The organism is Flavonifractor sp. An100, from assembly GCF_002161175.1.
In the GTDB taxonomy this organism is placed as follows: domain Bacteria; phylum Bacillota; class Clostridia; order Oscillospirales; family Oscillospiraceae; genus Lawsonibacter.
In genome coordinates this window covers 49,808-65,012 of the sequence record NZ_NFMA01000017.1, presented here as the reverse complement: position 1 = coordinate 65,012, position 15,205 = coordinate 49,808, and the positions used below count along the sequence as shown (strand labels likewise).

Sequence of the window (15,205 nt, the reverse complement as noted above, 5' to 3'; positions counted from 1 at the left end):
GAAAATCCACCAAGGTGCAACCGGACTACGCCTGCTGTATTCAGTTTAGCAAATCCTTCGGTTAACGCACAGACTATATTTTCATTCTCAGCTGTGATGGCATTTCATGAGGCGTTGAACAAGGCGTCTTTCTCCCAAATATCCGTGTTAGCTGCAACACCAGAACATTCTTTAATTGCATCTTTCAATACAGTCTGATATTCTAACAAGACTCAACTGCCCCCCCAACGAATAGAATAATTTAGTGCAAAATAGCTATATAGAGTAGTTGCTATATGGTCGGTATTCTTGGTCAAACGACCCTTAATTTGCTGGGGATATCTTTTGCTGCTTGTAAATTGAAAATTAGTCCAGAACGCCACACCAAATATTTGACGAAATTCCGATATGTTTATACAGAAAAACCGCCTAAATAGGCGGTTTTTCTGACAAAATTGGTCCGAGTGTCATTAAAGGATCTGCGGAAATCCAGTAATATCAATGGTTTGCAAGCAGCAAGCAAGGCTTTCATCCTAAATGATTTTATACAATTCTCCTGAATTTACAACTAAGATTCAAGAATACTTAATTGTTCAGATGTAGAACTGCTTAGCAATGCTTTTTGAGATTCAGATAATTTATCTGCAAAAATATTTAAAAGTATAGTCTTGCTCCACGATTCCAAAGAAATATCTGGATCCGTAATATTTTGGAAAGGAATAAATGTGCCGCTTTTTGATCTCCCTTTCTTTTGAACCAACTCATAAGAATCAAGCCGTAGCTTACTACCTTCATTCAACTTTATGACCCAACCGATAGCAAGGTGCTTTCGGCTTTTATTTGAGTTAGGTGTGTAAATGACAAAAGGATCTCTTTTTTGATTGAGCGCAAAAGATATTCCAAGTTCTTCGTACAGTTCTCTTTCCAACGTATTTCGTAAAACATCCAAGAAACTTCTGCATTTAGCAGTAGAATCTTCGCGGCGCATATGCCCCCCGACATATAACAATGTCTGCCCAAATTCAGGGGATGAAGCATCTGTGCTTTTTCTCGTCTTTTTAACACAAAGTATTCTCCCGCCATCTTCAGAGATGATAGCCGCTATTGCAATCGGCTGGATAAAATCACTATTTGCCTCGACTTCTTCTCTCAAGCCATATTTAACCTTTTCCAACTCACATTTAACTTTAGAGTAATCAATTAACCCTTCTTGTAGAAATAAACTAGATCGATCTGCATAACCAATTTTCTCCATAAGCATTTCCTTTAGGGTTTGAAGAGTTTTTTCGGTCACCTCATAACTTACGTCATTTTGCTCTCTATCTGTTGTATCTTGGACACAAGTAGCCCTAAATGCAGATTCATACTCATGTAAAGTTTCTTCAACAGATTTTTTATATTGCTCAAGAATATCTTCTTTCATTATCGAGCCACGCTTATTTGTTAGTAAATTAGCATATTCTCTTCGAATAGATTCTTCAGGTGTAGTTAAAAAAATATAAACTAAGTCAATATTTTTTTGCCATCTATTGAGCATAGCGAACTGAGTTAATACATCATATTCTTCTTCACTCATTTTATCCCTGCTTTTAAGCCAGCGAAACCAGCATAAGGCATCAAAAATTCCGCGATCGCATAGTATTATGTCAAGATTACCTTCCGAAGCTGTATTCGCCTCGTCCATCTTTTCATTTATTTCATTGATGGTTGCGGAACAAGTCCAAACATTAAAAACAGGACTTTCTTTATCAGAAATTGGGCAAATACTTGCACGTTCTGTTAGTATTGTAGTTTTAAATCCATTTCGCTTCAGAAAAATGTTCAAAGCTGTAATTGAAGATGTCTTCCCTGCCTTTGGACTACCGCAAAATTCAATAATAATAGGTCTTCTTTGACGATGAAGATTTTTAAGTTTTAAAACTTCCTGAGCAAGATTTTCTAATTTATCAATATTCTCTTGGCGTTTATCCATATTTATTATTTACCCTCCTCAGAACCACTAATCATCTCAGCAATTTTATCTGTTGTATTATCCAACTTAACAATAAGCTTACCATTTGAAAATCCAGTTGCAAATGACAGTAGAGCGACAAATATGTAGAACTTATCCGAGTTAATTGCAGGTTGCTCAAGCAAAACAAAAAATCCTCCATAAACCCCCAATATTACTAATATTGATAAAACGGCCCCCATAATTGGCCGGAAATAAAAGTACACTTTGACGCCTAGTGACTTAATGTTTGTAGTAACTTGGGCTTCTGTACTAAACAATAATTGAATGCAGGACTTGTATAATTTACGAATATAATAAAATGTTCCACCAAGAAGTCCGCAAGTAAATGAAAACAATACAGTATTAGTCATCTCAATTTCACTAGAATCTACTAGGGTAAAATGTCGTATAAACGCAATCATTGCGATAAGTGATATGAGAAATATTACAATATAATAGGCAAAAATATGTTTAACTTCTGAAGAAGTTAGTGTAATCCACTTTTCTTGATTTGGAAGTTTGTGAGAATTTGTTTGTGTACTCATCTTAATTTGCTCCTCCTCAAACACCTTTCAGAGCGGCAATTTGAAAGCAGATTGCTTTGGAACATTGTAACATTGCAGTTGCCAAAATGAATAGTAATTAGAAAAATTACCGCACCACTTTAGTACAATATATTATAGCATTAAAAATCTGCAAAATCTAGTTCTTAAATGATTCATCGCCTTATGGGACTACAGGCGGCGTTTTCATATATCCAAACGAGAAAGGAGGGGTGCTCCCCCACAGGCCAGCCATCGGGCTGGCTTTTACTATTTCACAACGAAGGAGGTTTTTAGGTGGCTGACGATAAAAAGAATATTCCCGACGCTGGGAAGGCAGACGAGCCTCCCAAGCCGGGAAAGGTAGAGCCTGCCAAAGCTGCTCCCCCGGTGCAGGATCAGCCTGCCCCGGCCAAGGCGGAGGCCCCCGTGATAGAAGATGCGTCCAAGGTGGTAAAGCCCCCTACGGCGGAGCAGCCGGCTCCGGCGGGTAAGGAGGCTCCCAAAGAAAAGGACGCTCCTGCTAAAGAGGGTGTGCCGCAGCCGGGCAAGGACGAGAAGCAGACCACGATCCCCGGCATGGGAGATCCCGCCCCCGCTGGGAAAGTAGTGGATTTTACCGCTGCCAGGGATGGGGCGGCAAAGGGCAAGCCCCCGGAAAAGGCTGCGGCCCCGGACAAGGGCAAGCAGACGGATAAAGCGAAGGATGCGGCCAAGCCCCGCAGGGGTCGCCCACCCAAGGCTGACAAGGCGGCCCCCGACAAGGCCAAGCCGCAACCTCGGGACAAAATGTCCCAAAGCAAACCGCCTGCCGGGAAAGGCGCTCCCGTCAAAGCGGAGACCCCGGCTGCAACCGAGCAGCCGCCCGCCCCTCGGGATGCCACCCGTGGCGTGAAAGAAGAAATCGTGTATCTCAATCTTGCCGAGTTGCATCCGTTCAAAAATCACCCCTTTGGTGTCCGGGACGATGCGGAAATGCAGGGGTTGGTGGAGTCGGTTAAAGCTGCCGGAGTCAATCAGCCTGCGCTGGTGCGGCCCCGTGAGGGCGGCGGATATGAGATTATCGCCGGACACCGCCGCCAGCGGGCCAGCGAACTGGCTGGGTTTGTCAATATGCCCTGTATCGTCCGCAATATGACCGATGACGAGGCCATCCTCGCTATGACGGACGATAACCTGCGGCACCGGGAGAGAATTTTGCCCACGGAAAAGGCCGCTGCGCTGAAACAGCAGGTAGAGGCCATCAAGCACCAAGGAGCCCGCCCCGGCGAGGATGACCGGGATGCTGGAAAACGCTCCACGCAGATCGTCGGGGATCGCAACGGCATGAACTACAAGCAGGTGCAGCGGTATATCCGCCTGACCGAGCTTGTCCCCGATCTGCAAAAGATGGTGGACGAGAAGCAGCTCTCTTTTACCCCTGCCGTGGAGATTTCTTTCATCCGCCCCAGGCACCAGAAGTATATCGCCGTTGCCATTGAGGGGCAAGCGTCCTCCCCGTCCCTTTCACAAGCCCAGAAGATGCGGGAACTGGATAAGGAGGGAAAGCTGAACGGCGATGTGATCGACGGCATTTTGAGCGAACAGAAAAAGGAGGTTGACAAGGTGATTATCAACAGCGCCGAACTGGAAAAGTATTTTGGCAAGGACAAGTCCCCCCGGGAGATGAAGGACACCATTCTGGCCCTGCTGGACGAGTGGAAGGAGAAGCAGCCCCCGGAACTGGGCAAGCCGGAGAAAAAAGCTGATAAGGCCCTGTAACTTTGGGACAGCTTGTCCCGAGGTGCTGCGCTCCCCTATAAGGGGCTCTGGTGCTTGATCCCCCGTCGCCGCCTTTTACACGGCATGGCCGGGCGCTGTCCGTCAAGGGTGCATCGCACCGCCGCCCTGCGGCGGCTTGCCCTTTACGGGCGGCCCCGGCTGTGCCATTCCCGGGGCGTGACGGGGGTATATCCTCCAGAGCCGCCCCCTTTCCCATGAATGGGAAAGGGCGGGGGGATAACACCAGTGCCGCAAGTGGGACAAGCCACCCCACGGCCACGATCCGCAGCCGGACAAGTTGGCCGCTTGTCCCTCCGGGCCGCCGCCCCCTCGGGAGCGTCATGCTGAGTATTGCTGTCTTATGACAGGCCAAGGAAATGAGCGTGGCGCTCCCGAAACTTTTATCAAGGAGGAAACCAACATGAAGTATGATCCCGAACTGGCGGCCCTGCTTGCCCAGCCGTGGAGCAACAATGCCTGCCGGGGCTATGTCATCTACGCTATGGAAAACTGTGGGTTTTCTCCCACGGACATCCGGCGTGTGGTGGCAGAGCTCTATGAGGCCTTTGACATCCGTGGGCTGGAGGAGGCCCAGCAGCACTTTGAGAACAGCCCCTACTGACCTTGGGACAAGTTGTCCCAAAGTGGAGCAAGGCAAGAGGGCGGCACCGCCGAAGGTGCCGCCTTTCTGCGTTTCCCCACGGGACAAGGGGGACTGTCGGTCATTGTTTCGTATCGCTCTGGAAGGAGGCCCACATGGAAGATCCCGTACCCGTCAAGGAGGAATACACCTATCAAGTCGGCAAAATCCAATTCATTGTCACGCCCGTCTACAAGGACAACGGTGAGTCCATGCGTGACATTCTGTTGAAGCTGATGCTGGCCGATTTGGAGCCAGCCTAACTGTTCCATCGACATCCTTAACTTGGGCGGTCGGCAGAGGTATAATATACATAGGATGAAGCCTTGCTCGGCTGCTTGGAAAGGAGGACATAATGAAGCAGTCAAGCAAGAAAATCTCTACCGGCACAGCCGCTCTCTACTGCCGCCTGAGCCGTGACGATAACATGGATAGCGAGTCCAACAGCATCCAGAACCAAAAGAAAATTCTCCAAAAGGCCGCCAAGGACAAGGGCTATACGGACACCATCTTTTTTGTAGATGACGGCATCACCGGCACTACCATGAAGCGCCCCGGCTTTCAGAAAATGATCGCCGCAATCGAGGCCGGGTACATCTCGGCGGTGTTTGTGAAAGACCTCTCCCGGCTGGGCCGGAACTACATTGAGGTTGGCAAGCTCACCGAGGAATTTTTCCCGCTCCATGATGTGCGGCTGGTGGCCGTTTCCGATGGCGTGGACAGCGACGAAGGAGAGGACGATTTCACCCCGTTCAAGAACATTATGAATGAGTACTACGCCAAGGACATCTCAAAGAAGCGCCGGATCGTCAATAAGATGAAAGGCAACGCTGGGATTCCGCTTTCTCCGCCGCCTTATGGCTACATGAAAAACCCGGATGATCCCCGGTTTTGGGTCATTGACCCGGAGGCCGCCGAGGTGGTGCGCTGTATCTACCGTCTGGCCTTAGAGGGCAACGGTCCCTTGCAGATCGCCACGGCGCTGGGGACGATGGGGGCGCTGAACCCCTCGGCCTATCGAACCAGTAAGGGGATCAGCAAGGGTGGCTCCAAAAGCACGCTGGAGCCTACCAAGTGGAACCACACCACCGTCAAGAAAATCCTCACCTTGCAGGAATACTGTGGCGATGTGATCAACTTCAAGACCTACTCCAAGTCCTACAAGATGAAGCGCCGGATTGAAAACCCGGAAGAAAACCGAGCAATCTTCCTCAATGTCCATGAGCCTGTCATTGACCGTGTGACTTGGGAAAAGGTACAAAGCCTGCAAACTTCCCGGCGCAGACGGCCTACCGTCACGCAGGAGTCCAGCGCCTTTTGCGGTTATCTAAAATGCCCGGAGTGCGGCGGCAATTTGAATTTCCATTTTAACCAGGGCAACCACGACATCAAGTTTTTCAGTTGCCGCAACCACAATTCCGGGCTCCGCAAATGCTCGTCCACCCACTATATTCGGCTGGACTTCTTGGAACAGGTCGTGCTCTACGAGATCCATCGTCTGGCCTGTTTTGCTAACGAGTACGAAAACGACTTTATTAAAGCGATGGTGGGCCGCTCGGCAAAGGTGGCGGAAAATGACCAGGTACGCAAGAAGCAGGAGCTGGACGGGCTGCTGGCCCGGGACAAGGAACTGGATATGCTCTTTGAGCGTCTCTATGAGGACAATGTGTCCGGCAAGATCGGCGATGCCCGGTTTGCCAAAATGTCCAAGCGGTATGAGCAGGAACAGGGCGAGAACGCTGGACGAATTAAGGCGCTGCGGTTGGAGCTGAAGAAGCTGGAAGATAAGCGAATGGATGTGGATACCTTTTTGGAAACGGTGCGCCGCTACACCGACGCCACCACCATCACCAAGCGCATGGTTGCCGAGCTCATTCAGTATATCGAGGTTTATCCGGCGGTCAAGGAGGACGGTGTTACCAATCAGCGGGTGACGATCCACTATAACTGCATCGGCGCTTTTGAGGTGCCGGATCGACGGAAGATCCCCGAGCGGGACATTCTTTTGGAAACGAGAAAAGGCGTAGCTCTAAGCTACGCCCCCGCACAGATTGCCATATAAACTTGGAAATAAAAAATGCGGAGTATCATCAGCAGACCTTTTCAGATCCTTTAATGATACTCCGCATGTGTTTTGTTGCCGAAAAAGATGCTGCAGCGGGCAGGTCCCCGCCCAAATCAAATCGCAGCCCAGCGCCTGCGCAGCCGTTGGCGGCCCTGCCGCCCAACGGCTGCGGCGTGCCCCTGCGGGCTACCCTGCGGGCAAGCGGATCCGGTTGGGAGAGGAGGAGCAGCAGAATGAGCCCGCCCTAAATCCCTTGCAGCTCAAGGGAAACAAAAAACACCATTGATGTCCGACCTCAAGAGGTTCAGATGTCAATGGCGTTTTTAATTCATGAAATTTTAATAACTTGCGTTATGATTTCTTTGTGCGTGCATTTTGGTCCTATTAACTGATCTGGCCTGCTCTTTAACCAACGTTTGAGCTGATAATACGTTATCACATATGGCTTTGCTTCATTGTCTATGCTTAAGATTGGTGGAGAAAAATTGTCAGCAAGAATGATGAGCGGGGCAACTTCTAAATATTGAAGCGGGCTACCCGACAACTGTTGGCGAATCCAAGACAAATCCTTCTCCATCTCAATCAGTGGATTGACAATCGTCCTGACCTCTGAAGCATGAACAAGTTTCCATTGCTTTTCTGTTGCTTTTCCAATCAGCCTTGTTCCCCAATGAAATATTCGGAGAATATAAATTGTTCCTCTCCAAAGTAAAAGCATATAATCGTTTGCGTAGTTCGGAAGCTCCAAAGGTAGCGGAAGCAGCAAGCCATCTTTTTTACATACCTTTTTTAACATTTTAGCTGTTCTTTTTTTGGCCTGTTCAGCTGTTCGTCTTTTTTTAGAAATGTATAGGCCGATTCTGGCACACACAATGAGAAAGATAATTGAAATCGAGACGTCCATATAATCACTTAATGTATGTAGTTTCCACAGCTGAAAATCCCCCCCAAAAAACACACTTTCCCCCCTCTTAACAAAATACAATATTATAAATTATAATAAAATTGTCGCCCCAGGCCCTAACGGTAGCTGCAGCGCAAACCAAAGCGCCAACATGCCTCCCCAAACAAAGAAATTCACAATGGTATACGGTAATGTATGAGCTATGATCGTACCAATAGTCGCAGATTTTTTATACCGCTGGGCATACCCTACATACAAAGGCATGCAAGAGTTCAACGGGTTGATTGGGTTTGTAAGAGAATCCCCTACGCGATAAATTACCTGCGTAAAGGCAGGATTAAACCCTAAAAGGGCAAACATCGGAACAAAAATCGGGCCAAGCATAGCCCATTTTGTAGAGGCTGAGCCAACAAAGAAATTAATAAACATAACTAAAATTAGCAACGAAAATACCAAAGGAATTCCACTGATGCCGCTATGGCTCAAAAAGTCAGCACCTCGCACCGCAATCAAAGACGTTAAATTGCTCTTTTTCAGAAAAGCAATGAACTGAGCAGCAAAAATAAAGATTGTAGTAATACCTGCTACGCCACGAACACCCTGAGTTGCCCCTAGCACAATATCTTTGGTATTTTTAAACGTGCCGGCCGCAAAACCATAAGCAATTCCAGTCGTACAGAAAAACAAGAAGATGAGCTGAGCAATAGAGCTCATAAGAGGTGACTTGGGAAGAATGTCCCCGTTTGTGGCGCGAAGCAAACCATTGGTCGGAATCACACAAACAAGAATTATACCAAAGAAAATCAGCGCAGTAACTCCAGCAACTTTTAGACCCCGGTTTTCTTTATCACCAATAATAAATTCGTCACACTGATACAACAAATCGCCGTTCACGTCAATTTCTTTATCCGCATTCAATACCGGCTCTGTAATACGCAGTGCAACAAATGTCTCGGCTATCGTAAGGACAATTGCACTAGTCAATAGGAAAAAGTAGTTACATGAAACATTAAGCGATATATTTTCTGTAATCGGTAAAATAGAAAGTGCATCAGAAGTAATGGCAAAGATATTAGCATCTGTCGAAGCCAACAAAATATTTGCACTTAAACCACCTTCATAAGCAACAGCAGTTAAAATAATTGCCAGAATTGGATTGCGTCCCCTAGCTTTGAATAGCATAGCTCCTAATGGCGGTAACAAAACTGCAGTGGTATCAGATATCAAATTTCCGTTGATACAAAGAAAAATATATCCGCTAATCAGTACGCTGTCCGGCAAAATATTGGACATCTTAGTAATTAAGCTTTTAAATAAGCCTGCTTTTTCTCCAATTCCAACCGCAGCACCAAGACAAATCAGCATCGCTACAATACTTACACTAGAAAAGTTACTAAAAATATTCCCAAGCATGTAAACAATTCCATCACGCGACAGCAACGAATAGATCACCAGCGGCTCTTCACTTCCTGGAACAGTAAATTCAATACCGCCCCAAATTGCCGATGCAATAACTACCATTGTGCTAAGGAGCAGGTACATAATACACGGGTGAGGGAGCTTGTCTCCTACTCGCTCTGCCTTCATGACAAAACGCTGTGTGACCGTTGGCTTCGACATTTGCCGTCCCATACAGTAATCTCCTTCCTGTGTTTTATTATATTTTTCGAGCTAAATGGCGGCCTGCTTTTTTTCCTGTAAATCTCTTATGTTGAAGAGCAATCTCTCCATTTACGAAAACAGTATCTACTTCACTCATCTCCTTATTAAAAATGACAATGTCTGCAAAACAACCTGGTACCAAGCGTCCGCGTCGATCCAAATGTAAAATATCAGCAGGACGGTAGGTCATTTTGCCCAGCAATTTCAACATAAGCTTCTGTTTTGAACTCTTCGTATGTGCTGTAGATAATAAACTAAGCATATTTTTTACCATTAGTTTAGAACGAACCCCCTCCCCTAAATCATCACTTTCAATTGCATCTACAGCATCACTCAAAGCGCAAATAAGATTGTTTTCTAACAAATTTTCTTTGTTGTAATAATATGGTGGTGCATCTGTATCTAAATTTGTAAGCAGTGTTGCTTCTAACGTAATCGGATCGATGTGGTAAGCCTCTCCTAATTTAAAATAGTGGTGCAAGAGATCACTTTTTCTGCTATTGCCTCCTGCCATAGGTGCCAAATGGGTATCGCAGGAAATATTGGGGACTTGGTTTAATTCATGCAGCACTCTCATCAGATCTCCGCCGGCGACAGTTGAACCAACATGGCAAATATGAAGATGCCTGCCATTAGCAATTCTAATTGCCTCAAGAACTCCATTTGTTCCCAATCCTGTATGCAGCAATACTGGATAGTTAAGGGATTCCGTTACATCTAACAATTTGTCCAGAAATAGTTCACTCATATTAGAAAGGATATGAGCTGTACCGCCAAGGGGCAAAACCACTTCACCGATTGCAGTAATTCCAAGTCTGTATAATTCTTCCACCCTTGCTTTTACACATTCTATTGGCACACTTAATTCCATATAGGTCTCATGCGACTGTGTGTCTGGTGGCTCGATTGAAACAGCTGTTGCTACATTTGAATATTGCCCATTAGAAATTTTCACGACATTTTCTAAACTTCCGTAATAAGTAAGATATGTTTCCCCCAAAACATTACACGACATAATTAAGGGTGTTGTAACCCCAGCCAGCAGCATTTCTTTTGTCATTTGTTCAATGCCTAATCCAGGATTGGCCTGCAAATCAATAAAGCCCGGAGTGGCCAACGCACCTTGTGCTTCGATAATTTCTAAATCATTACTCTTTTCCAGTTGAGGTTTCGAGGGAACAATTGCATCTATTGTATCCCCCACAATTAAAATATCGGATAACTGCGCATACTCACTAGAAGGATCGACGACAAACGCTTGCCGAATAAGTATCTTTTTATTGTTCATTGCAATTCTCCGTTCATTTGGTATAATTCAGTTATCAGTTAGTCAAGCGGTTGTCATACGTACAGCTCCCTCTCTCTAAAATGTAGTGTTTACAATATATATTTAAATTATAACTTTTAATTGTTGTGAAGTCAATATATTTTTGCGCGAAAGTTGTACTTTCAACATTTAATTTTCTTTAAAGAAAGAAGGCAATAGTATGTCTGAAGATTTATTCCAGCAGATCAAACATGAATATATTCATATGACAAAATCGTTCAAAAGAACAGCTGATTTTATTTTATTGGCAAGAGAGCGTATTCTTTTATATTCAGCTAGTACATTAGCGTCTCTTATCGGTGTAAGTGATGCTACAATCATTCGGTTTTGCCGTTATCTTGGATACAATGGATATAGTGAATTTAAACAAGCCTTAATATCTGCACTAGAGCAAAAACCTGTCTCAAGTTTAGGTTCTATTCCTCCACAAATGCAGGAATCCTATGCAAGTCAAGAATATGCAAGCATTGCTCTCCAATACGAGATTTATGCCTTAAAAGAACTGTTGGAAACACTCTCTATCAATAAAATTACCCAAACTGTCGATGCAATCGAACGTTCAAAAAAAATTTATTTTCTTGGCTTAGGAAGTAGCTCTATTCCTGCCCGAAGCCTGTATTTTTCCTTCGATCGACTACAACTGAATTGTACTCTTCTTGACTTTGGTGGAAATGCATTGATGGAAAAACTAGCTTTTTGCGATAAAGAGGATTTGCTCATTGCTACAACATTTCCTCGGTACAGCAAAGACTGCCACGAGGCTCTTAAATTAGCTCGAACCAATGGGACTTTCACTGTACTCATATCTGACGGTAATAGCAGTGCTCTTTCTTTGTGTTCTAATCTCGAATTTGTTATTTCATCGAAGAATCCTTTTATGATGTATAATTCAAATGTATCGGCGTTGGCATTATGCAATACTATTGTTCTTGAGTTTTGTTATCGTCACTCAAATGAATGCAGCCGTATTTTAAATACAATTACAGAGAAAACAAATATATATAAATTACAGCCGCCGCAATAATTCCCCCAATCGCTTTTCGTGATTTCTTGATAAATTTCTCTGACAAAGTTTTTCTTTATGCAAGAAAGGGCCGTGCGTCAGCACAGCCCTTTATCTTACTTCAGTCTTATGATCTGCTCATATAGCATGGCATATTTTTTCTCGATCACCATGTTGCTGTGATAGTGGCCGAAGAACCAGTACCGGAAGGTGCATCTCTGCCGCACTTCATCGAAGAAGTCGGTCAATGCGTCTTTTTTGAACATTCCCCCGCTGAACATGTCCTGTATGCTGGATGGGCAGCAGTGGGTGATGATGTAATCCACATTCCAGTTGACATGTTCCAGGTTTGCTCGGGCCTCCAGATACTCTTCCTCGCTGGGCAGCTCCTCGGCCCACCAGGAGATGTGGTTCACACGGAACAGCGCGCCGCGCCGCTCCAACTGCTGAAGCTTTTTCTCGAAATCAGGGGCGTTTGGCTCCAGGATGCCGTCCTGGATATCATGGGAGGAAGCACCGCCCATGGCAAAAAACTTCCTGCCGTTGAGGTCATATACCTGGCCCCGCATGAGGTGCAGGACGGAGGGTCGTATTCTCTGGATCTGTCCGCCATGCCATTCTTCCTTGGGGTAGCCTTTGTAAGCGTCATAGTTTTCGTGGTTCCCGAGCACGAAGGCCGTGGTGTAGGGCAGACTCTCCAGCCAGTCCAGTCCTGCATCATCCCGTGGGTCACCGTGCCAAATCCCCCCAAAATCTCCGCAGACCAGAACCAGATCCTCCTTGGTCATATGCGCCTGTTCATAGAAAATGTCTGGCCGGAACCGCCGGAAATCTCCGTGTGTATCTCCTGTAATAAAAATGTTCATCAATCGTTCGCCCCTTGCCTTTATTTTAGCACACGGTCTGCTCGATCTCCCAATCGCTGTATCGGAACTTGATCCGGATCGTTTCCCTATCGACCACGGTGACTCGTTCGATCATCTTGCGAACGAGCTCATCATCATAGTGAGGGAAGCCATTGAGGTGTTCCTCCAGATAAGCCGTGTACTCCGCCATGCGTGAGTCCTCGCTGATCCTGCTGACCGCCTCTCTTCTCATGGTGTCGATCTGCGCCTGTATGCGCTGCTTTTCTTCCAGCAGAGTCCTGAGCTGCTCTGTTATCGTCAGGTCATCCATATTGGTCAGAGCCTGATCCAGCAGTGTAGTCTGCCGCGCGGTCAGTACTTCCAGTTTGCGTTCCAATTCCAACAGGTTGTCGCCGTCTCCTTTCGGGGCGCATACCATTCGAAGCGTCTCTGCAAGCTCATCCCGCAGGCCATCGCCTGCTTCGACTACCTGGTTGAGCGCCGTGAGAATTGCGGCGTGCAGCTTGTCCTCTGCCATGGTAGGTGAGTTATGGCAGTATTTTTTCCCGAATTCCAACCGGGAGACGCACCGCCAGACGATCTGTTTGCTGCCATTTCTGGCCCAGGTGCATCGCTTATAAGGGGAACCACACTCCCCGCAGACCAGCCGCTCGCTGAGGGCATATTTGGCGGAATACTTGCCCTGTTCTGTTTTTCCGCTTTTCTGCAGGATCTTCCGCTTGCTGGTCCGCCTTGCCATCTCCTCCTGTACCCGCTGGTAGATGTCCTGCGGGATGATAGCAGGGTGGTTGTCCTTGATGTAATACTGCGGCAACTCGCCGGTATTCTTCTTGACCTTTTTGCTGATGCAGTCTGTGGTGAAGGTCTTTTGCAGCAGGGCGTCTCCCGCGTACTTTTCGTTGGTGAGAATATTATGTACGATTTGATGGGACCAGGCCTTGACGCCCTTTGCGGTGGCGATCCCAGCCTGAGTAAGTTCTTTCTGGATCTGGCCCTCACTGCAGCCCTCCAGGTATCGCCGGTAGATCTGCCGCACCACCTCGGCCTCCTCCTGCACGATCTCCGGCTTGCCGTCCGCCCCTCGCTGGTAACCCAGCATGGATCTGTAGTGGAAGTAAACTTTTCCTTCCTTCATGGCCATGCGGATGCCCAGCTGGACATTGACGCTCAGAGATTCACTCTCGGCTTGGGCAAAGCCGCTGAACAGGGTGATGAGGAACTCGCTGGATTCTGTAAGGGTGTTGATGTTCTCTTTTTCAAAGATGACCCCGATCCCCCTGGCCTTCAGCATCCGCACGGTCTCCAGGCAGTCCACTGTATTCCGTGCGAAACGGGAGAGGGATTTTGTCAGGATGAGGTCGATCCCTCCCCGCTTGCAGGCGGTGATCATCCGGTTGAATTCTTTTCGTTTCTTCATACTGGTCCCGGTGATCCCCTCATCCGCAAAGATCCCGGCCAGTTCCCAATCCGGGGACTCCTCAATTTTCTGGGTGTAGTAGGCTTTCTGGGCGGCGTAGCTGTTGATCTGCTCCTCGCTGTCGGTGCTGACCCGGCAGTAAGCCGCCACCCGCTGCCTGCCGTGGAGCCTCGTCTTGCTGCCCGCCGCATTGGACCGCGATGCCGGAATACGGTGGACGGTGCGTTCCTGTGCTGTCTGTTCCATTTTGCTGTCCTTTCTGTTCCTGATCAAAAATGTACGATTATTGTGTTGTCTGCTCCGATTATGATATGGGAGACCGTTCGTTCAAAGCGGCCCCAATCGATTTGACCAGTCCGCGCTTGACTTTCGACCGCATCCGCACCATCCTCACAGCAGGCATACCGGGCAGACGCCCCACGCAGGATACAGGCGAGAGCCTCCTTACCGTCTCCTGGCTGTTCCAGCGCCCGGTTAATGGCGTTGGCCAGGCGAACGGCCTCCGCAGAGGGCGCGTATGGCTTGCATACGGGCGTTTCATGTGCCGCAAGCTGCCGTGCCGTCTGCGCAAGCAGTTCCTCCTTCCCGACAGCAAATATGCTTCTGCAGGCAGAACATCTCAGACGGACTTTTCCGGTTTCTCCACTTACTCCGCCAGTCCGGAGCAGGCGGGCCTGACAGCATCCGCTGCGCAGCTTTGGCCATAAGCGATCCGTTTCCGTCCGGCGCGGAAGCTGACCATGGGTCTTTTCCACGATCTTTTCCTGCACTTGCTGGAAGGTATCCTGGTCAATGATGGGAGGGTATCCATTTTCCCCGGCATAACGGGGATTTTCCAGCATTCGCTTGATTTTGTGCTTGTTCCACAGCGGTGATTCATGGGAGAAGGGGATATGATCCGCATTCATCCGGTCTGCCAGAGCCTGGTAGGACGACCCGGCCAGATAGGCGGTAAATACATTTTGAACCGTGAGGCGTTCCTCCTCCTGGATGACCAGATCACCGTGTCTGATCTGATAGCCATACAATATTTTCCGCTTTGCCAT

The 15,205-nt window shown here is 47.3% G+C and carries 14 protein-coding genes; 6 read left to right on the top strand and 8 right to left on the bottom strand.

What is annotated here, in order from left to right; all coding sequences use genetic code 11:
- On the top strand, positions 1–198 hold a 198-nt coding region (locus B5E43_RS15345), incomplete at its 5' end, for a hypothetical protein (protein ID WP_206406979.1).
- 349 nt (positions 199–547) lie between these two features.
- On the opposite strand, the gene B5E43_RS10415 is transcribed toward B5E43_RS15345, so the two are convergent.
- Positions 548–1,951 (bottom strand): hypothetical protein, encoded by a 1,404-nt coding sequence (locus tag B5E43_RS10415; RefSeq protein ID WP_087396471.1) that lies wholly within the window; start codon positions 1,949–1,951, stop codon positions 548–550.
- Positions 1,952–1,956: 5 nt separating this feature from the next.
- Positions 1,957–2,517 carry a hypothetical protein gene (locus B5E43_RS10410; RefSeq protein ID WP_087396469.1) on the bottom strand — a complete coding sequence of 187 codons (561 nt, stop codon included), beginning with the start codon at positions 2,515–2,517 and terminating at the stop codon, positions 1,957–1,959.
- 294 nt (positions 2,518–2,811) lie between these two features.
- Here B5E43_RS10410 and B5E43_RS10405 point away from each other — a divergent pair, with 294 nt between their 5' ends.
- The 4 genes from B5E43_RS10405 to B5E43_RS10395 all read left to right on the top strand — a co-directional run bounded on the left by B5E43_RS10405 (position 2,812) and on the right by B5E43_RS10395 (position 6,977).
- Complete coding sequence (locus tag B5E43_RS10405; protein ID WP_242964801.1) at positions 2,812–4,275, top strand: ParB/RepB/Spo0J family partition protein; 1,464 nt, start codon at positions 2,812–2,814, stop codon at positions 4,273–4,275.
- A gap of 421 nt (positions 4,276–4,696) precedes the next feature.
- Positions 4,697–4,897 (top strand): hypothetical protein, encoded by a 201-nt coding sequence (locus B5E43_RS10400; protein ID WP_087396466.1) that lies wholly within the window; start codon positions 4,697–4,699, stop codon positions 4,895–4,897.
- Between the two features lie 134 nt (positions 4,898–5,031).
- Complete coding sequence (locus B5E43_RS15250; protein ID WP_164475090.1) at positions 5,032–5,178, top strand: hypothetical protein; 147 nt, start codon at positions 5,032–5,034, stop codon at positions 5,176–5,178.
- 92 nt (positions 5,179–5,270) lie between these two features.
- Complete coding sequence (locus tag B5E43_RS10395) at positions 5,271–6,977, top strand: recombinase family protein (RefSeq protein WP_087396464.1); 1,707 nt, start codon at positions 5,271–5,273, stop codon at positions 6,975–6,977.
- 331 nt (positions 6,978–7,308) lie between these two features.
- On the opposite strand, the gene B5E43_RS10390 is transcribed toward B5E43_RS10395, so the two are convergent.
- The 3 genes from B5E43_RS10390 to B5E43_RS10380 form a co-directional block, all read right to left on the bottom strand.
- The gene (locus tag B5E43_RS10390; RefSeq protein WP_158099022.1) at positions 7,309–7,884 is read right to left on the bottom strand and encodes a hypothetical protein; all 576 of its coding nucleotides are present in this window, start codon (positions 7,882–7,884) and stop codon (positions 7,309–7,311) included.
- 90 nt (positions 7,885–7,974) lie between these two features.
- Positions 7,975–9,516, bottom strand: coding sequence for an AbgT family transporter (locus B5E43_RS10385; protein ID WP_087396460.1), 1,542 nt, complete (start codon positions 9,514–9,516; stop codon positions 7,975–7,977).
- Between the two features lie 25 nt (positions 9,517–9,541).
- A complete protein-coding gene (locus B5E43_RS10380; RefSeq protein WP_087396458.1) occupies positions 9,542–10,834 on the bottom strand; it encodes an amidohydrolase family protein in 1,293 nt (430 codons plus the stop codon).
- A 199-nt stretch (positions 10,835–11,033) separates the two neighbouring features.
- On the opposite strand from B5E43_RS10380, the gene B5E43_RS10375 reads away from it, so the two are divergent.
- Positions 11,034–11,897 carry a MurR/RpiR family transcriptional regulator gene (locus B5E43_RS10375; RefSeq protein ID WP_087396456.1) on the top strand — a complete coding sequence of 288 codons (864 nt, stop codon included), beginning with the start codon at positions 11,034–11,036 and terminating at the stop codon, positions 11,895–11,897.
- Positions 11,898–11,992: 95 nt separating this feature from the next.
- Here the strand turns inward: B5E43_RS10375 and B5E43_RS10370 are convergent, their stop codons facing one another.
- From B5E43_RS10370 to B5E43_RS10360, 3 genes are read right to left on the bottom strand one after another with little or no spacing between them, the layout of a single operon-like run.
- Positions 11,993–12,742 carry a metallophosphoesterase family protein gene (locus B5E43_RS10370; protein WP_087396454.1) on the bottom strand — a complete coding sequence of 250 codons (750 nt, stop codon included), beginning with the start codon at positions 12,740–12,742 and terminating at the stop codon, positions 11,993–11,995.
- Between the two features lie 25 nt (positions 12,743–12,767).
- Positions 12,768–14,405 (bottom strand): recombinase family protein, encoded by a 1,638-nt coding sequence (locus B5E43_RS10365; protein WP_242964800.1) that lies wholly within the window; start codon positions 14,403–14,405, stop codon positions 12,768–12,770.
- A gap of 23 nt (positions 14,406–14,428) precedes the next feature.
- A complete protein-coding gene (locus B5E43_RS10360; protein WP_087396453.1) occupies positions 14,429–15,205 on the bottom strand; it encodes a recombinase family protein in 777 nt (258 codons plus the stop codon).